The organism is Modestobacter sp. VKM Ac-2982 (assembly GCF_026967935.1).
Lineage (GTDB): Bacteria > Actinomycetota > Actinomycetes > Mycobacteriales > Geodermatophilaceae > Modestobacter.
In genome coordinates this window covers 223,066-240,333 of sequence record NZ_JAPVBL010000007.1, presented here as the reverse complement: position 1 = coordinate 240,333, position 17,268 = coordinate 223,066, and the positions used below count along the sequence as shown (strand labels likewise).

Genomic DNA, 17,268 nt, shown 5'->3' with positions numbered 1-17,268 from the left:
CCTTGGCGCGCTCGCCGTCCCGGACGATCCAGGTCAGGTCACGCCGCAGCTGGGTGGCGAGCTTCCCACCGCCCTCGATCGCCTCGTGCAGCTTGTGGCCGGCGTAGAGGCCTGCCTCGATCCGCCGGGCGAGGTCGACCTCCTCCTCGGCGGTGAGCAGCTTCACGCGGCCGATGAGCTTGAGGTAGGCGCGGACGGAGTCGGTGGACGCGGTGAGCTCGGCGTCCTTGCGCGCCTGGCGGAGCGCGAGGGTGTCCTCCTCGTCGTCCCACTCGGACGCGGCCGCGGCGGCGCCGCCGTCGGTGTCCTCCGTCGTCTCCTCCTCGGCCGGCGCGGCCGTGGTGATGACGTCGGCTGCCGTCATGGGCGGCGGGGTGTCGGCGGTGGGGGCCTGGTCGGTGTCGGCGGTGGGGGCCTGGTCCTTGATGGCCGGGTCCTTCATGTCGGTGATGCTCATGTTCGCCTTTCCTGACGATGCCAGTCGGCATCGCACACCGGGGACGGGTGGCGGAGAGGCCGGGGGGTGAGGTGCAGGGCAGCACCGGCACCTGTCGGCGGCCCGGGCGACTGCCTGGCGCAGCAGTCGGTCGCCCGGGCCGCCAACGGATCAACGCCATGGTAGGCGTCGGTACGAGGGGAGCAACCCTCGCCCGAGGGAGGAAGGCGCTCCGCCGCTGTGCTCGGTCCCCGCCCGGCGGGGTCGCGGCCCCGTCCGCCCACCACGCATCCGGGCGACACGGCGGACCGGTTTGGCCCCGTGGTCGCGGTGGGAAGGGTGGACGGAGCCGTCCGCACCTCGCCAGACCCACCCTCGAGGAGAGTCCCGTCATGCTGTCGTCCCGCGGCAAGCCGATCACCGGCACGCCCCTGCTGGGTGTCGCCTCCGCCCTCCTCCTCGCCCTGTCCGGCTGTGGCGGTGAGGACGAGCGCGACGGGAGTCTCGCCGTCGGTGAGACCGACGTCTCCGACATCCGGGGCGAGGACGACTTCACCGACCCCTACACCGGTGAGTACGACGAGGAGTTCGCCAACGACGTCGACGTCTACGCGGGCACCGAGGTCACCCTGCTCGGCCGGGTCGAGGAGGTGCTGAGCCCGACCTCCTTCACCCTCGTCGGCCCCGGCGACGAGTCGGTCGAACCGGCCCTGGTCGTGGCCGCCGACGAGATCGTGGGGCTCGAGCCGGGCCTGCTGGTCACCGTGGCAGCCACCGCCGCCAAGCAGTTCGACGTCGCGGAGGTCGAGACGCAGCTCGGGATCGACCTGGAGGACGAGCAGTACGAGGAGTGGGAGGACGAGGCCTTCCTCCTGGCGACGATCATCGAGGAGACGGCCGAGTAGTCCGACCCCCGCCTCAGCGGAGCAGGACGAAGGCCAGCGCCACCAGCGCCACCATCAGGCCCGCGCAGCTGAGGGCGGCAATGGGGCCTCCGGCCGATCGGATCGCCGCGAGGTCTCCCCGCGTGCGGAGCGCGTCGTGGACGGCGCGGTACCTGCGGCGGGACACCTCCAGCACGACCACCGCCGGGACCACGCCCAGCACGACCACCACCAGGGAGACGGCGCCGAACGCGGGGACGGCCAGCCGCCCGGCGACGAGGGCACCGACCGCCATGGCCAGCGCGGTCCGCTGCCAGGCCAACGCCGTCCGTTCGGCCTGCAGCCCGAGGTCGACGACCGGGTCGGAGCCGCGCGTCACCGCAGGAGCAGGCCGGCGAGGACCAAGACCCCCGCCACCGTGGTGCCGACCGCCAGCACGACGCCCAGCCGCGGCGCGGGCAGCGGACGGTCCTGCCGCATCGCCCGTTCGGTGGCCGCCCAGCCGAGCCACGCCTGCGCGGGGGCGAGCAGGCCGAGCACGATGAAGACCAGCGCACTGGCCAGCCGCAGACCTTCCGCGATGGGCAGCTCCAACGCCTCCAGGGCCACCCCGGCGGCGACCAGCGCCAGCGACGTCCGGATCCAGGCCAGGAACGTGCGCTCGTTCGCCAGGCTGAACCGCGGGTCCGGTTCCCGCCCGGCTCCGTAGACCCGCCTCGGGAAGCGATGGACCGTGGGCGCCTCGTCCGGCACGCGCTCGACTCCCTCGTCCACGGCAGGTCCCGGCGCCTGCTCCCGGCGATGCTCGCACGCCGACTGCCGCGCTCGGCTGCAGCGGCGTACGACCTCGTCCAAAGCTCACCGAAGAGGTTGTGTCCCAGACCACAAGGCCACTACGCTGAGCCGGTAAGAGAACGCATCGCTCGATATGCGAGCGAGCATCCACCGTGCACGGGAGCTCTCATGGCCGCGAAGCCCTTCGCCTCATCCGCAGACCTCGGCGTCAAGGAGCAGACCCTCGAGGTGCTCGCCGACGGCGTGTACGCGCTCACCGCCGAGGGCGACCCGAACCTCGGCGCCATCGAGGGCGAGGACTTCCTCGTCTGTTTCGAGGCGCTGGCCACCCCGGTCGCCGCCCGCCGCTGGCTGACCAAGCTGCGCGAGCACACCGACAAGCCGGTCCGCTACCTGGTGCTCAGCCACTACCACGCCGTGCGGGTGCTCGGCGCCAGCGCGTTCGACGCCGAGGTCATCGTCAGCTCCGAGCAGACCAAGGGGCTGATCGCCGAGCGCGGCCAGCAGGACTGGGAGAGCGAGTACGGCCGGATGCCGCGCCTGTTCGAGGAGCCCGAGTCGATCCCCGGGCTCACCTGGCCGACGATGACGTTCCGCGACAAGCTGACGATCGAGCTCGGCGGCGACCGCGGCGAACTGGTGCTGGAGCACCTGGGCCGCGGCCACACCGAGGGCGACATCGTGGCCTGGCTGCCGAAGACGAAGGTGCTCTTCGCCGGCGACCTCGTGGAGTCCCAGGCCGCGCTCTACACCGGCGACGCCTTCCACTTCGACTGGGCCACCGGCACCCTCGACCGGATCAAGGCCCTCGGCGCCGAGCAGCTCATCGGCGGCCGGGGGGCCATCGCCCGCGGCCGTGACGAGGTGGACGCCGCGATCGAGCAGACCCGCGCCTTCCTCACCACCATGCACGAGACGGTCGGCACCGCGCACCGCGCCGGCGGGACGCTCAAGGAGGCGTTCGAGGCCACCCACGCGGCCCTGGCGCCCAAGTTCGGGCACTGGCCGATCTTCGAGCACTGCCTGCCCTTCGACGTGCAGCGCCTCTGGGACGAGTTCAGCGGCATCGAGCGCCCCGTCATCTGGACCGCCGAGCGCGACCGCCAGGTGTGGGACGAGCTGCAGGGCTGATCCGGAGATGACCATCCCCGAGAACCCCGCGACGGCGCCGGTCGTCGTCATCGGGTGCGGCCCGGTCGGCCAGACCACCGCCCTGCTGCTCGCCCGCTGGGGCCTGTCGGTCGTCGTGCTCGACGGCCGCCCCGAGCGGGACCTGGTCGGCAGCAAGGCGATCTGCCAGCAACGCGACGTCCTCGACGTCTGGGACTCCGTCGGCGTCGGGGCGGAGCTCGCCCGCCGCGGCGTCACCTGGACCACCGCCCGGACCTTCCACCGTGACCACGAGCTGTTCAGCTTCGAGTTCGTCGACCGCGGGCGGTCCCCCTTCCCGCCGTTCGTCAACGTCTCGCAGTGCCTCACCGAGGAGCTGCTCGACGCAGCGATCGCCGCCCAGCCGCTGATCGAGGTGCGCTGGGACCACGAGGTCACCGGCATCGCGCAGGACGACGCCGGGGTGTCCGTCTCCTGCGCCGACGGGACCACCGTGGCCGGCAGCTACGCGGTCGCCTGCGCCGGCCCCCGCGCCGACGTCGTCCGCTCGGCCCTGGGCCTGACCTTCGAGGGGCAGACCTTCGGCGACCAGTTCCTCATCTGCGACATCCGCACCGACCTCCCCGGCTGGGAGACCGAGCGGCGCTTCTACTTCGACCCGGAGTGGAACCCCGGCCGCCAGGTGCTCATCCACCCCTGCCCGGACTCCACCTTCCGGATCGACTGGCAGGTGCCGCCGGAGTTCGACCTGGCCGCCGAGGAGGCCTCCGGCGGGCTGGACCGGCGGATCCGCCAGGTCATCGGCGACCGGCCCTACGAGATCGTCTGGAAGTCGGTCTACCGGTTCCACTCCCGGGTCGTGGACCGGATGCGGGTCGGGCGCGTGCTCGTGGCCGGGGACGCCGCCCACCTGGTCTCCCCCTTCGGCGCCCGCGGCCTGAACTCCGGGGTCCTGGACGCCGAGAACGCGGCCTGGAAGCTCGCCTTCGTGCTGCACGGCTGGGCGCCGGAGAGCCTGCTGGACAGCTACCACGACGAGCGCCACGCCGCGGCCGTGGAGAACCTGGACGTCACCGGGGCCACCATGCGGTTCCTCGTGCCGGGCACCCCGGCGGAGGCCGAGCACCGGCTCACGGTGCTCGAGCGGGCCACCACCGATCCCGCGGCCCGGGCCGAGGTCGACTCCGGCCGTCTGGCGGAGCCCTTCTGGTACGTCGACTCCCCGCTCACCACCCCCGACGACCGGCGCCCGTTCCCCGGCCGGCCGGTGCGGGGCGACGTCCCGGTGCCGGCGCCGGGGGTGCTGGCGCCCGACGCCCCGGTCACCGTCTCCGGCCGGCCGGACGTCGTCCGGCTCCGGCAGCTGGCCCGGGCCGGGGTGACCGTGCTGGTCGGGGACGACGCCGCGCTGCCCCCGCTGCCCGAGCAGCCGCCCGGCGGCCTGCCGGTCGCCGTGCACCGGGTCCGCGACCTCGACCCCGACGGCACCCTGCGCGAGGCGCTGGGTCTCCGCCCCGACGAGACCTGGGTGCTCCGCCCCGACGCCCACGTCGCCGCCGTGCTCACCCGCCCCGCCGACGTCGCCCCGGCGGTGGCCCGGTTGCTCTCCACCCCCGCCCTCTCCCCCGTCCCTGCTTGACCAAGGAGGTCCCGCGATGGCGTTCTACCGGCAGGTGGGCAGCGTCCCACCCAAGCGGCACACCCAGCACCGCCGGCCCGACGGCGGCCTGTACTCCGAGGAGCTCGTCGGCGAGGAGGGGTTCTCCTCGGACTCCTCGCTGCTCTACCACTCCGGCATCCCGTCGGCGCTGGTCGACGCCCGGCCGTGGGAGCTGCCCGACCAGACGCTGACCCCCAACGCCCCGCTGGTGCCCCGGCACCTGAAGCTGCACGACCTCTTCCCCGGCGAGGAGCACAAGGCCACCGACGCGGTGACCGGGCGCCGGCTGGTGCTGGGCAACGCCGACGTGCGGATCTCCTACGCCGTCAGCTCGCTGACCAGCCCGTACTACCGCAACGCCACCGGTGACGAGTGCGTCTACGTGGAACGCGGGTCGGCGATCGTGGAGACCTCCTTCGGCGCGCTGGAGGTCGGCCAGGGCGACTACGTGATCATCCCGCGCACCGTCACCCACCGCTGGGTCCCCACCGGCACCTCGGCATCCGGCACAGAGCCGCTGCGCACCTACGCCATCGAGGCCAACAGCCACATCGCCCCGCCCAAGCGCTACCTCTCCAAGTACGGGCAGTTCCTGGAGCACGCCCCGTTCTGCGAGCGCGACCTCCGCGGCCCCACCGAGCCGCTGATGGCCGAGGGCACCGACGTCGAGGTCTACGTCAAGCACCGCGGCAACGGCCCCGGCGGGCTGGCCGGCACGGTGCACGTGACCCCGGAGCACCCCTTCGACGTGGTCGGCTGGGACGGCTGCCTCTACCCGTACGCCTTCAACATCGCCGACTACGAGCCGATCACCGGCCGGGTGCACCAGCCGCCGCCGGTGCACCAGGTCTTCGAGGGCAGCAACTTCGTGATCTGCAACTTCGTGCCCCGCAAGGTCGACTACCACCCGCTCGCGGTGCCGGTGCCCTACTACCACTCCAACGTCGACTCCGACGAGATCATGTTCTACGTCGCCGGCGACTACGAGGCCCGCAAGGGCTCCGGGATCGGCAAGGGCTCGATCTCCGTGCACCCCGGTGGGCACAGCCACGGCCCGCAGCCGGGCGCGGTCGAGCGCTCGCTGGGCGCCGACTACTTCGACGAGACCGCCGTCATGGTCGACACCTTCCGGCCGCTGGACCTCGGCGAGGCCGGCGTCGCCTCCGATGACGGGAAGTACGCCTGGTCCTGGTCCGGCCGCGGGCCGTCGGCGTGACCGGAGCGACAGGCGTGACCGACAGCTGGCTGGACCTGCCCGCCGACACCGGTTACGGGCTGGCCAACCTGCCGCACGGCGTCTTCTCCACCGCGGGCACGGCGCCCAGGACGGGTGTCGCGATCGGCGACCAGGTGCTGGACCTCGCCGCGGCCACCGGCGACGACGTGCACGCCACCGGCACGCTCAACGCCTTCCTGGCGCAGGGGCCGGCGGCCTGGGCGGCGCTGCGCGCCCAGCTCGTCGACTGGTTCACCGACTCCGCGCACCGCGGGGCCGTGGAGCCGCACCTCCTGCCGCGGGCCGACGTGACGATGCACCTGCCGATCGAGGTCGCCGACTACGTCGACTTCTACAGCTCCCAGCACCACGCGGAGAACCTCGGGAAGATGTTCCGCCCGGACTCCGCGGCGCTCACCCCGAACTGGAAGCACCTGCCCATCGGCTACCACGGCCGGGCCGGCACGGTGGCCGTCTCCGGCACCCCCGTCGTCCGCCCCTGCGGTCAGCGCAAGGCCCCGGCCGACGACGCCCCGACCTTCGGGCCCTCCCAGCGGCTGGACATCGAGGCCGAGGTCGGGTTCGTGGTGGGCGCGGGCTCGGAGCTCGGCACCGCGGTGCCCGTCGGCCGGTTCGCCGACCACGTGTTCGGCGTCTGCCTGGTCAACGACTGGTCCTCCCGCGACCTGCAGGCCTGGGAGTACGTGCCGCTGGGCCCGTTCCTCGGCAAGTCCTTCCTCACCTCGGTCTCCCCCTGGGTCGTGCCGCTGGCCGCGCTGGCGTCGGCCCGCGTCGACCCGCCGGCCCGTGACCCGCAGCCGCTGCCCTACCTGCGGGACGACGGCGAGCGCTGGGGGCTGGACATCAGTCTCGAGGTGCGGCTCAACGGCGAGGTGCTCAGCCGGCCGCCGTTCGACCTCATGTACTGGACACCGGCCCAGCAGCTGGCGCACATGACCGTCAACGGGGCGTCGCTGCGCACCGGCGACCTGTTCGCCTCCGGCACGGTGTCCGGCCCCCGCGCGGACCAGCGCGGCTCGTTCATCGAGCTGTCCTGGGGTGGCAAGGAGCCGCTGACCCTGGCCGACGGCTCCACCCGCACCTTCCTCGAGGACGGCGACGAGGTGGTCATCACCGCCACCGCGCCCGGCCCCGACGGCACCCGCATCGCCTTCGGCGAGGTCACCGGCCGGGTCGAACCGGCCCGCTGACCGCACCGTCCCCTGCCCGCACTGCACCACCCCAACCCGAGAGGCCGACGATGACCACTCCCACAGTTGCCACGCCCGTTGACACCGACGCGGACACCCCGACGTACGAGCGCCTGCTGGCCGCCGTCACCGACCCCGACGGCCGCGAGGTCCTCGACCCGGCCACCGGCGAGGTCGTCGGCCGGGTCGCCTTCGGCTCCGCCGAGGACGTGGACCGCGCCGTGGCCACCGCCCGCGCCGCCCAGCCGGCCTGGGCGGCCCGCGCCGACTCCGAGCGCATCGATCTGCTGCTGCGCGCCGCCGATGCGATCGACGCCGCGGCCGAGCCGCTGGCCGAGCTGTTGTCCCGCGAGCAGGGCAAGCCGCTCAACGGCCCGAACGCCCGGTTCGAGGTCGGCGCCTGCTCGGCGTGGCTGCGGGCCACCGCCGCCACCGAGCTGCCCGTGGAGACCGTCGTCGACGACGGGGACACCCACGCCGAGCTGCACTACCGACCGGTCGGCGTCGTCGGCGCCATCGGGCCGTGGAACTGGCCGATGATGATCACGATCTGGCAGGTCGCCCCCGCCCTCCGGATGGGCAACACCGTGGTGGTCAAGCCCTCCGAGCACACCCCGCTGAGCGTGCTGGCGCTGCTGGAGGTCCTCAACGGCGTCCTCCCCGCCGACGTCCTCACCGGCGTGGCCGGCGAGGGTGACGTCGGTGCGCGGCTGTCCAGCCACGCCGACGTGGACAAGGTCATGTTCACCGGCTCCACCGCCACCGGCCAGGCCATCATCAAGAGCTCGGCGGACACCGTGAAGCGGCTGACCCTCGAGCTCGGCGGCAACGACGCCGGGATCGTGCTGCCCGACGTCGACCCGAAGGCGATCGCGGAGGGCCTGTTCTGGGGCGCCTTCATCAACACCGGCCAGACCTGCGCGGCGCTCAAGCGGCTGTACGTGCACACCGACGTCTACGACGAGGTCTGCGCGGCCCTGGTCGAGGTGGCGAAGGCGATGCCGATGGGCCGGGGCCTGGACGAGCAGAACGTGCTCGGCCCGCTGCAGAACCGCGCCCAGTACGACATCGTGACCCGCCTGGTCGACGCCGCCCGCGACTCCGGCGCCACGATCCTGACCGGTGGCGACCCCGACACCGACGCCCCCGGCCACTTCTACCCCACCACCCTGGTCGCCGACATCGACGATGAGAACCCGCTGGTGGCCGAGGAGCAGTTCGGGCCGGCGCTGCCGATCGTGCGCTACGACGACCTCGAGGACGCCGTCGCCATGGCCAACCGGCTCGACGTCGGCCTGGGCGCCTCGGTCTGGAGCAACGACCGGGACGCGGCCCGCGCCGTCGCCGCCCGGCTGGAGGCCGGCACCGTCTGGATCAACGCGCACGGCGGCGTACACCCGATGATCCCCTTCGGCGGCCACAAGAAGTCCGGTTACGGACTCGAGTTCGGCGCGGAGGGCCTCAAGGCCGTGGCGGTCCCCCAGGTGATCAACGGCTGAGGCCGCGGCGGTGCCCGCGGCCTAGGGTGGACCACCACGACCACAGGGGGACGGCGATGCCAGCGAACGACAGCGGGGGTGCTCCGCAGTCGCAGACGCTGGACCGCGGCATCCGGATCCTCGAGCACCTGGCCAGTGCGGGCACCCCGCAGCCGGTGACCGAGATCGGCCGTGCCCTGGACCTGCACCGGTCGATCACCTACCGGCTGCTGCGGACCCTGGAGGACCACCAGCTCGTCGAGCGCGACCCGCTGGGCCACTACGGCCTGGGGCTCGGGATCGCCGCGCTGGCCCGCGGGGTGCGCACGGACCTCAACGCCGCTGCGCTCCCCCGGCTCAACCAGCTGTCCACCGAGCTGGGCATGACGGCGTTCCTGGTGGTGCGGGCCGGCGACGAGGCGGTGACGGTGACCAGCGTCGAGCCCCAGGACACCCGGGCGCACGTCACCTACCGGCCCGGCACCCGGCACCCGGTCGGCCGCGGCGCCCCCGGGCTGGCCCTGCTCATGCCGGAGCCACCGGCAGCCGGCGACCGGGCGGCGCTCCAGCAGGCGCGCCGCACCGGCTGGGCCAGCTCGAACGGCGAGGTGATCCCCGGCATCCGGTCGATCGCCGCGCCGGTCCTCGGCCCCGACGGCGGGGCCCGCGCGGCGCTCGCCGTGGTGTTCGTGGACGAGAACAGCGACGTCGAGCAGGTCGGCCGCGCCGTGGTCACCGCCGCCGGGAAGGTCGCCGCCGTCCTGCGCTGACCCCGGGCCGCTCACCCGGCCGGGGTCAGCTGCCGACGTAGGCGGCGAGGTGCTCGGCCGTCAGGGTGCTGCCGGCCGCGACGAGGTCGGCCGGCGTCCCCTCGAAGACGATCCGGCCGCCGTCGTGACCGGCGCCGGGGCCGAGGTCGATGATCCAGTCGGCGTGCGCCATGACCGCCTGGTGGTGCTCGATGACCACCACCGACGTGCCGCCGTCGACCAGCCGGTCGAGCAGGGCGAGCAGGTTCTCCACGTCGGCGAGGTGCAGGCCGGTGGTCGGCTCGTCGAGGACGTAGACGCTGCCCTTCTCCGCCATCTGGGTGGCCAGCTTCAGCCGCTGCCGCTCCCCACCGGAGAGCGTGGTGAGCGGCTGGCCGAGGGTGAGGTAGCCCAGCCCGACGTCGGCGAGGCGGTCGAGGACCTTGTGCGCGGCCGGCGTGCGGGCCTCGCCGGCGCCGAAGAACTCCTCCGCCTCGGCGACCGGCATCGCCAGCACCTCGGCGATGTCCCGGCCGCCCAGCGTGTGCTCCAGCACCGCGGCCTGGAACCGCTTCCCCTCGCACTCCTCGCAGGGGGACGCCACGGTGGCCATGACGCCGAGCTCGGTGTAGATGACCCCGGCCCCGTTGCAGGTGGGGCAGGCGCCCTCGGAGTTGGCGCTGAACAGCGCCGGCTTGACGCCGTTGGCCTTGGCGAACGCCTTGCGGATCGGGTCGAGCAGGCCGGTGTACGTCGCGGGGTTGCTCCGCCGCGAGCCGCGGATCGCCCCCTGGTCGACCACCACCACGCCGTCCCGGGGCGCGACCGAACCGTGGACCAGGGAGCTCTTCCCCGACCCCGCCACCCCGGTGAGCACCACCAGCACGCCGAGCGGGATGTCCACGTCGACGTCCCGGAGGTTGTGGGTGCTCGCGCCGCGCACCTCGAGGGCCCCGGTGGGGGTGCGCACCGAGGACTTCAGGGACACCCGGTGGTCCAGGTGCCGGCCGGTCAGCGTGCCGCTGGTCCGCAGCCCCTCGACGGTGCCCTCGAAGACGACCTCACCACCGCCGGTGCCCGCGCCGGGGCCCAGGTCGACGACGTGGTCGGCGATCGCGATCGTCTCGGGCTTGTGCTCGACCACGAGCACCGTGTTGCCCTTGTCCCGCAACTGCAGGAGCAGGTCGTTCATCCGCTCGATGTCGTGCGGGTGCAGGCCGATCGTCGGCTCGTCGAAGACGTAGGTGACATCGGTGAGCGAGGACCCCAGGTGGCGGATCATCTTGGTCCGCTGGGCCTCGCCCCCGGACAGCGTGCCGGCCGGCCGGTCGAGGGAGAGGTAGCCCAGCCCGATGTCGGTGAACGAGTCGAGCAGGTGCCGCAGACCGGTCAGCAGCGGGGCGATCGACGGCTCGTCGAGCGCGCGGACCCAGCCGGCGAGGTCGCTGATCTGCATCGCGCAGAGCTCGGCGATGTCCTTCCCCGCGACCTTCGACGACCGGGCCTCCGGGGTGAGCCGCGTCCCGTCGCACTCGGGGCAGGTCTGGAAGGTGATCACGCGCTCCACGAAGGCGCGGACGTGCGGCTGCATCGCCTCGACGTCCTTGGCGAGCATCGACTTCTGGATCTTCGGGATCACGCCCTCGTACGTGAGGTTGATGCCCTCGACCTTGATCTTGGTCGGCTCCTTGTAGAGCAGGTCGTTCAGTTCCTTCTTGCCGTACTTGCCGATCGGCTTGTCCATGTCGAAGCCGGCGCCGGCGAAGATCCGGCCGTACCAGCCGTCCATGCTGTAGCCCGGCACCGTCAGCGCACCCTCCGCGAGTGACTTGCTCTCGTCGTACAGCGCGGTGAGGTCGAAGTCGGAGACCGAGCCCATGCCCTCGCAGCGGGGGCACATGCCGCCCAGGTAGACGGCGTCCTTCACGACGGCCTTCTCGACCCGGCCACCCGCCTTCTCCCTGCTCATCACCCCGCTCGCCTTCCGCGTCGGGACGTTGAAGGAGAACGCCGTGGGCGGGCCGACGTGCGGCGTCCCGAGCCGGCTGAACAGGATGCGCAGCATCGCGTTGGCGTCGGTCGCGGTGCCGACGGTGGAGCGGGGGTTGGCGCCCATCCGCTCCTGGTCGACGATGATCGCGGTGGTCAGCCCGTCGAGGAGGTCGACCTCCGGCCGCGCCAACGTCGGCATGAACCCCTGCACGAACGCGCTGTAGGTCTCGTTGATCAGCCGCTGCGACTCCGCCGCGATCGTCCCGAACACCAGCGAGCTCTTGCCCGAGCCGGAGACGCCGGTGAACACCGTCAGCCGGCGCTTCGGCAGCTCGAGGCTGACGTCCTTGAGGTTGTTCTGCCGCGCCCCCAGCACGCGGATCCGGTCGTGACGGTCAGCGGCGTGCTCCGGTGCGGTGCTCACGTCTCTCCTCTGCGGCGGCGGCGCGGGTCAGGGGCAGCTTGCCGCAGAACCCCCGGCCGCGGATGCCCTGCGTGCCTGCCGGATCCCCGGTGGTTGTGGTACAGGCCACTCCCGGGCTAGCGTGCTCGGTGTGACCGGGCAGCTGATTCCCTGCGGGCCCCTCGGCGACTGACTCTCGCGCCGGTGGGTCCGAGGGCACGTCGGTCGAGGTCGCTCTCCCGCTGACCAGGGCCACCCGGCCCGGAGGCACTCATGCCCACCCGTCACAGCGCCGTCCACGACCACCGCACCTCCCACGACGCGGCCAAGCTGCGCGTCGTCGTCACCGACGCGATCGGCCTGCAGCGCGTCCTCACCGTGCTGACCGGACGCCGGCACGGCTTCACCCGCCTGTCGGCCGAGGAGACCGGCGACGGGCGGTGGACGATCGGCCTCGACCTGATCGCCGCCCCCGGAGAGGTCGACCTGGTCGCCGCCCGGCTGCACCGGCTCCCCTGCGTGCTGACGGTCGACGTCACCCTGGCCGGGCGGCTCGCGTCGACCGCCTGACCCCGCTGCCGGTCAGGCCCCGCGCCGCGCCCGGGAGGCCTCGGCCAGCTCCGCCAGCAGCTCCTCGGTGGTGCTGAGGTCGACGCAGGCGTCGGTGACGCTCTTGCCGTGCTCCAGGCGCTCGGGGTGCCGCTGGTCCAGGTCCTGCCGCCCGGCCACGAGGTTGCTCTCGATCATCACCCCGCGGATCGCCTGCTCACCGCCGGCGACCTGCCCGGCCAGGTCGTGGACGACCTCTACCTGACGGCGGTGGTCCTTCTGGCTGTTGCCGTGCGAGGCGTCGACGACGAGGACCTCCGGGAGGCCGCGGGCGGCCAGCGCCCGCTTGGTGGCGGCGATGTGCGTGGCCGAGTAGTTGGGGCCGTCCTTGGCGCCGCGCAGGATGACGTGGCCGGTGTCGTTGCCGCTCGTGGACAGCTGCGCGCTCACGCCGTGGTGGTCGACGCCGAGGAACTGGTGTGGCGCCCGCGCGGTCAGCACGGCCTGGATCGCCACGTCGATGCTGCCCTCCGGGGAGTTCTTGAAGCCGACGACGGAGGAGAAGCCGGACACCCGCTCCCGGGCGGTCTGGTCGGTGACGTTGCGGGCCCCGACGCCGTTGTAGGTGACCAGCCCGTCGACGTACTGCGGGGTGAGCGCGTTCAGCGGCTCGGCTGCCACCGGGACGCCCAGCGCGGTGATCGCGCCCATCAGCATCCGGGTGGCCACGAGGCCGACGCTGATCCGGCTGGAGCCGTCCAGGAACGGGTCGTAGGCGAACCCCTTCCAGTCCACCTCGGTCCGCGGCTTCTCGGTGTAGGTCCGCATCAGGATCTCCAGGTCCGCGCCGTGCCGCGCGCGCATCCGGGCGAGGAAGGCGGCGTACTCCAGGGCGGCGGCCGGGTCGTGGATCGAGCAGGGGCCGGCGATGACGGCCAGCCGGTCGTCGGCGCCGCCCACGATGGCGGCCGTGACCCGGCGCGCGTCCCGGGTCGTGGCGGCCGACTCCGCCGACAGCGGGACGACGGTCGCCACCGCGGCCGGGGTGACGACGACGCTCAGGCCGGTGATCCGGGCGTTCCCCAGGTCGCTCACGTCGATGTCCGGCGCCGGCGCGGCACCGAGTCGCTGCTGCACCCCGGGCAGCAGCTCGGTCAGTGCGGCGTCGATCTGGGCGTTCACCTGGGTCTGGACGTCGAGCAGCGCATCGGCGATCCGCGTGGCCTCGTCCAGCAGCTGGTCAGCCGGCATGGGGGTCTCCTCCGTCGTTCCGATCAGCCAGCACCCCGGGCGGGGCCGCGCCCGCACCCGGCGGGGCTGACGAGCACAGCATCCCGGAGCGGGGGACGCAGGCCTCCCCTCGGGGTACCGGGGCCGACCAGCGGGAACGCTGCAGCGGGGTTCCGGCGCCCACCTGCACCGCAGCCGGCGCCCGCCGGATCGGTGCGGCCCCACGACCCGCGCCGACCCGTCCGGCGTGGAAGGCTCGACCCATGACCCAACAGGTGTGCGAAGGGCACGCTGTGCGGTCGCTGTTCCAGCCGATCGTCGACCTGTCCGACGGCGCGCTGGTGGCAGTGGAGGCACTGTCCCGGGGCGGGGCCGGGTCACCGGAGTCCCCGACCGAGCTGTTCGCGGCCGCCGCCGCAGCCGGCACGACCGCCGCGCTGGACACCGCCTGCCTGCGCGCCGCGCTGTGCGGGGTGGCGACCGGGGCCGAGCCCACGACGCTGTTCGTGAACATCGAGCCGGCGACGCTGTCCACCCTGTCCCGCAGCGACCTGGCGGAGCTCGAGGAGCTCACCCCGGCCGGGGTGCAGGTGGTCCTGGAGGTGACCGAGCGGGACCTCCTCGAACGCCCCGCCGACCTCCTCCGCGGCGCCCGGGGCGCCCGTGAGATCGGCTGGCGGGTGGCGCTGGACGACGTCGGCGCCGAGCCGGCCGGGCTCGCTCTGGTGTCGTTCCTGCGGCCGGACGTGATCAAGCTGGACCTGGCGCTGGTGCGCGGCCGCACCAGCCTGCAGGCAGCTGCCGTGGTCAACGCCGTGCGCGCCGACGCCGAGCGCTCCGGCGCGCTCGTCCTGGCGGAGGGGATCGAGACCGAGGAACACCTGGAGCGCGCGCTGGCGATGGGCGCACGGCTCGGTCAGGGCTGGATGTTCGGTCGTCCCGGAGAGCTGCCCACGACCGGCATGCGCGCCCTGCCCCTGCGGCCGCTCCCCCCTGCGCACGGCGCCGGGGTCCCCGCTCCGGTCACCCCGTTCGCCGTCCTCGCCGCGGCCTCGGAGCCGCAGCGGGCCGGGATCCCGCTGCTGGCCTCGATGACCCGCCAGGTCGAACGCCAGGCGTTGCTGCTGGACGAGCAGACCGTCGTCCTCGCGAACTTCCAGCACGCCGATCTCATGAGCGCGCGCACCTGCCGTCGGTACGAGACGCTCGGCCGGCTGACCGCGCTGACCGCGGTGACCGGAGCGGGCATGCCCGACGAGCCCGCGCCGGGCGTGGTGGGCACCGCGTTGGACGCCGACGACCCGCTGACCGACCAGTGGGTCGTGACGGTGGTGAGCCCGCACTTCGCGGCCGCGCTGGCGGCCCGCGAGGTCCCGCTGGACGAACGCGGCGACCGGACCGGGTCGGGCGCCGCCGGTCGCCGGCTCGACTACGTGCTCACCTACGACCGGCCACGGGTGCTCGAGGCGGCCGGGCTGCTGCTGGAGAAGACCCGCCCGGCGGCCACCGGGACGGCCCCCGCGCCGCGCCCCGCCCCCGCAGCCGGCGACCCCGTCCCGCGGGTCACCGAGGCCGAGCTGCCGGACCTGATGCTGCGAGCCGTCTCGGTCGCGAGCAACGGCATCGTCATCGCCGACGCCCGCCGCCCCGACCAGCCCCTGGTCTACGCGAACGCCGCGTTCCTGCGGCTGACCGGCTACCAGGAGGCGGAGGTGCTCGGCCGCAACTGCCGCTTCCTGCAGGGACAGGACACCGACCGCAACCAGGTCCACCCGATCCGGCGGCGACTCGTCGCCGGCCGGGACGTCGACGCGGTCCTGCTGAACTACCGGCGGGACGGATCGGCGTTCTGGAACGAGATGCACATCAGCGCCGTCCGGGACGCCCACGGCGAGGTCACCCACCTCATCGGCAGCCAGTTCGACGTCACCGCGCGGGTCGACCGGGAGCGGCGGACGGCGCACCTGGCCCACCACGACGAGCTCACCGGGCTCCCCAACCGGGCGCACGTCCTGGAGCACCTGAACCTGGAGCTGCGCCGCGCCCGCCGCAACGGCGGGAGCGTGGCGGCGGTGCTGCTGGACCTCGACGACTTCAAGGCGGTCAACGACCGCTTCGGCCACGCCGTCGGCGACGCCGCCCTCGTCGGGGCGGCCGCTCGCCTGCGCTCGGCCGTCCGCGCCGGCGACCTCCTGGGCCGGCTGGGCGGCGACGAGTTCCTGGTCGTCCTCGCCGGGCTCCCCGGCGGGTCTCGGCCGGACGACGCCGGCCGGCCCACCGCGGAGGAGATGGTCCAGCGGGTCCAGGAGCACCTGCGAGCCGCCCTCGACACGCCGCTCCAGCTGCCCGGGACGGTGCTGCGGATCCGCGCCAGCTCCGGCGCCGCGGTCTTCCCCGCCGACGCCGACGAACCGGCATCGCTCCTCGCCTGCGCGGACGCCGCCATGTACCGGACCAAGCGCGGGCCGGCGCACCGTCGGGATTGAGCAGCGTCTGTGCCCGCCACCCACGACGGCTCGTCCATCGGTCGCCCGTGCGGGCAGGACCGCCGACGAGCGCCCAGGTGGCGAGTCGACCGCCGGGAGGAGACGCCGGGTCCTGGCCTCCCAGCAGGAGGTACGACCATCTACAGGACACGATCCAGGCCGGTTCGCCGGTCAGTGGCCGGCGCTTGCCTGACCCTGCTGACCGGGCTCGCCGCCTGCGCCGCACCCGCTGACGAGCAGCTGGGAGAGCCCGCTCAGCCGGTGGAGCAGGTGATCGCCGACCCTGCGCTGGCTGCGTGTGTGGCCGCCGCGGCCGGCCTGTCCGACGCGACCGTGGGCGTCTCGGCCGCAGACCTCGGCGACGTCCGGGAGCTGCACTGCGATGGTCAGCGCTCCGCACTCGGACCGATCCGGTCACTCGAGGGCCTCCAACGGCTGGTGACCCTGAACGTCCTGGACGCACCCCACAACGAGATCAGCGACCTGACACCGCTGGCCGACCTGTCCCAGCTGGGCACGGTGACGCTGACGGACAACACGGTCAGCGACCTGGCGCCCCTGGCCGGCCTCGCGCTGTTCGACCTCGGCCTGTCCCAGAACCCGATCGGCGACCTGACGCCACTCACCGAGGTGACCACCCTCAACGCCCTCGGCGTGGCAGCCGCCCGGGTCACCGACATCGGCCCACTGGCCGGCCATGACGCGCTCCGGATGCTGGACCTCTCCGGCAACGCGATCATCGACGTCACCCCGCTGGCCGGGCTGCCGAACCTCGACACCCTTCGGCTGGCACGGAACCGGATCGTCGACCCGGCACCGCTGGGCACCGTCCCCACGCTGCTGGTCCTCGACCTCTTCGGCAACCAGATCGCCGACGTCCGCGGGCTGGCCGATGCGCCGCTGCTGCAGGAGCTCCAGCTGGGCGCCAACCCGCTCACCGACCTCACCCCGCTCGTGCAGGTCCGGACGCTGGTCAACCTGGGGCTGGACGAGACCGATCCGACCGGCATGACCGGCCTGGACGACCTGCGCGCGGCCGGCATCAGCGTCAACGGACTGGCCTGAACCC

15 protein-coding genes are annotated in these 17,268 nt (G+C 73.5%); 10 read left to right on the top strand and 5 right to left on the bottom strand.

The features are described from left to right. Positions 1 to 457, bottom strand: a 457-nt coding sequence (locus O2W20_RS22725; RefSeq protein WP_331254136.1) for a sigma-70 factor domain-containing protein, incomplete at its 3' end; no start/stop codon positions are given. 371 nt (positions 458 to 828) lie between these two features. Here O2W20_RS22725 and O2W20_RS22625 point away from each other — a divergent pair. Next, the gene (locus O2W20_RS22625; RefSeq protein WP_269173670.1) at positions 829 to 1,341 is read left to right on the top strand and encodes a hypothetical protein; all 513 of its coding nucleotides are present in this window, start codon (positions 829 to 831) and stop codon (positions 1,339 to 1,341) included. 13 nt (positions 1,342 to 1,354) lie between these two features. Here the strand turns inward: O2W20_RS22625 and O2W20_RS22620 are convergent, their stop codons facing one another. Together O2W20_RS22620 and O2W20_RS22615 are read right to left on the bottom strand one after the other, a co-directional pair. Continuing rightward, complete coding sequence (locus tag O2W20_RS22620) at positions 1,355 to 1,699, bottom strand: DUF202 domain-containing protein (RefSeq protein ID WP_269173671.1); 345 nt, start codon at positions 1,697 to 1,699, stop codon at positions 1,355 to 1,357. Beyond that, positions 1,696 to 2,094, bottom strand: coding sequence for a YidH family protein (locus O2W20_RS22615; RefSeq protein WP_269173672.1), 399 nt, complete (start codon positions 2,092 to 2,094; stop codon positions 1,696 to 1,698). The genes O2W20_RS22620 and O2W20_RS22615 overlap by 4 nt, the downstream gene beginning before the upstream one ends. 189 nt (positions 2,095 to 2,283) lie before the next feature. Here O2W20_RS22615 and O2W20_RS22610 point away from each other — a divergent pair, with 189 nt between their 5' ends. Genes O2W20_RS22610 through O2W20_RS22585 form a run of 6 tightly spaced genes read left to right on the top strand, consistent with a single transcriptional unit; the run spans position 2,284 to position 9,560 of the window. Next, on the top strand, positions 2,284 to 3,246 hold the full coding sequence (locus tag O2W20_RS22610; protein ID WP_269173673.1) for an MBL fold metallo-hydrolase: 963 nt from the start codon (positions 2,284 to 2,286) through the stop codon (positions 3,244 to 3,246). A gap of 7 nt (positions 3,247 to 3,253) precedes the next feature. Further along, positions 3,254 to 4,864 carry an FAD-dependent monooxygenase gene (locus tag O2W20_RS22605; protein ID WP_269173674.1) on the top strand — a complete coding sequence of 537 codons (1,611 nt, stop codon included), beginning with the start codon at positions 3,254 to 3,256 and terminating at the stop codon, positions 4,862 to 4,864. Between the two features lie 16 nt (positions 4,865 to 4,880). Beyond that, the gene (locus tag O2W20_RS22600) at positions 4,881 to 6,101 is read left to right on the top strand and encodes a homogentisate 1,2-dioxygenase (protein WP_269173675.1); all 1,221 of its coding nucleotides are present in this window, start codon (positions 4,881 to 4,883) and stop codon (positions 6,099 to 6,101) included. Between the two features lie 14 nt (positions 6,102 to 6,115). Then, on the top strand, positions 6,116 to 7,312 hold the full coding sequence (gene fahA, locus O2W20_RS22595; RefSeq protein WP_269173676.1) for a fumarylacetoacetase: 1,197 nt from the start codon (positions 6,116 to 6,118) through the stop codon (positions 7,310 to 7,312). Between the two features lie 50 nt (positions 7,313 to 7,362). Beyond that, a complete protein-coding gene (locus tag O2W20_RS22590) occupies positions 7,363 to 8,811 on the top strand; it encodes an aldehyde dehydrogenase family protein (RefSeq protein ID WP_269173677.1) in 1,449 nt (482 codons plus the stop codon). A gap of 56 nt (positions 8,812 to 8,867) precedes the next feature. Beyond that, positions 8,868 to 9,560: an IclR family transcriptional regulator gene (locus O2W20_RS22585; RefSeq protein ID WP_269173678.1), complete on the top strand. Its 693-nt coding sequence runs from the start codon at positions 8,868 to 8,870 to the stop codon at positions 9,558 to 9,560. 25 nt (positions 9,561 to 9,585) lie between these two features. Here the strand turns inward: O2W20_RS22585 and O2W20_RS22580 are convergent, their stop codons facing one another. Then, positions 9,586 to 11,955, bottom strand: a complete 2,370-nt coding sequence (locus tag O2W20_RS22580; protein WP_269173679.1) for an excinuclease ABC subunit UvrA — start codon at positions 11,953 to 11,955, stop codon at positions 9,586 to 9,588. A gap of 252 nt (positions 11,956 to 12,207) precedes the next feature. Between O2W20_RS22580 and O2W20_RS22575 the strand changes: the two genes are divergently transcribed. Next, positions 12,208 to 12,504 carry a hypothetical protein gene (locus O2W20_RS22575; RefSeq protein ID WP_269173680.1) on the top strand — a complete coding sequence of 99 codons (297 nt, stop codon included), beginning with the start codon at positions 12,208 to 12,210 and terminating at the stop codon, positions 12,502 to 12,504. 12 nt (positions 12,505 to 12,516) lie between these two features. Here the strand turns inward: O2W20_RS22575 and O2W20_RS22570 are convergent, their stop codons facing one another. After that, on the bottom strand, positions 12,517 to 13,734 hold the full coding sequence (locus O2W20_RS22570) for a 3-deoxy-7-phosphoheptulonate synthase (protein ID WP_269173681.1): 1,218 nt from the start codon (positions 13,732 to 13,734) through the stop codon (positions 12,517 to 12,519). A 242-nt stretch (positions 13,735 to 13,976) separates the two neighbouring features. Between O2W20_RS22570 and O2W20_RS22565 the strand changes: the two genes are divergently transcribed. Further along, positions 13,977 to 16,199: a diguanylate cyclase domain-containing protein gene (locus O2W20_RS22565; protein WP_269173682.1), complete on the top strand. Its 2,223-nt coding sequence runs from the start codon at positions 13,977 to 13,979 to the stop codon at positions 16,197 to 16,199. A 174-nt stretch (positions 16,200 to 16,373) separates the two neighbouring features. Beyond that, positions 16,374 to 17,264, top strand: coding sequence for a leucine-rich repeat domain-containing protein (locus O2W20_RS22560; protein WP_269173683.1), 891 nt, complete (start codon positions 16,374 to 16,376; stop codon positions 17,262 to 17,264). The last annotated feature ends 4 nt before the right edge of the window (positions 17,265 to 17,268 follow it).

Excerpts from the sequence above, each read along its gene's own strand:
- O2W20_RS22625 (WP_269173670.1), top strand. The coding sequence starts at position 829 with ATGCTGTCGTCCCGCGGCAAGCCGATCACCGGCACGCCCCTGCTGGGT.
- O2W20_RS22610 (WP_269173673.1), top strand. The coding sequence starts at position 2,284 with ATGGCCGCGAAGCCCTTCGCCTCATCCGCAGACCTCGGCGTCAAGGAG.
- O2W20_RS22605 (WP_269173674.1), top strand. The coding sequence starts at position 3,254 with ATGACCATCCCCGAGAACCCCGCGACGGCGCCGGTCGTCGTCATCGGG.
- O2W20_RS22600 (WP_269173675.1), top strand. The coding sequence starts at position 4,881 with ATGGCGTTCTACCGGCAGGTGGGCAGCGTCCCACCCAAGCGGCACACC.
- O2W20_RS22590 (WP_269173677.1), top strand. The coding sequence starts at position 7,363 with ATGACCACTCCCACAGTTGCCACGCCCGTTGACACCGACGCGGACACC.
- O2W20_RS22585 (WP_269173678.1), top strand. The coding sequence starts at position 8,868 with ATGCCAGCGAACGACAGCGGGGGTGCTCCGCAGTCGCAGACGCTGGAC.
- O2W20_RS22575 (WP_269173680.1), top strand. The coding sequence starts at position 12,208 with ATGCCCACCCGTCACAGCGCCGTCCACGACCACCGCACCTCCCACGAC.
- O2W20_RS22570 (WP_269173681.1), bottom strand. The coding sequence starts at position 13,734 with ATGCCGGCTGACCAGCTGCTGGACGAGGCCACGCGGATCGCCGATGCG.
- O2W20_RS22565 (WP_269173682.1), top strand. The coding sequence starts at position 13,977 with ATGACCCAACAGGTGTGCGAAGGGCACGCTGTGCGGTCGCTGTTCCAG.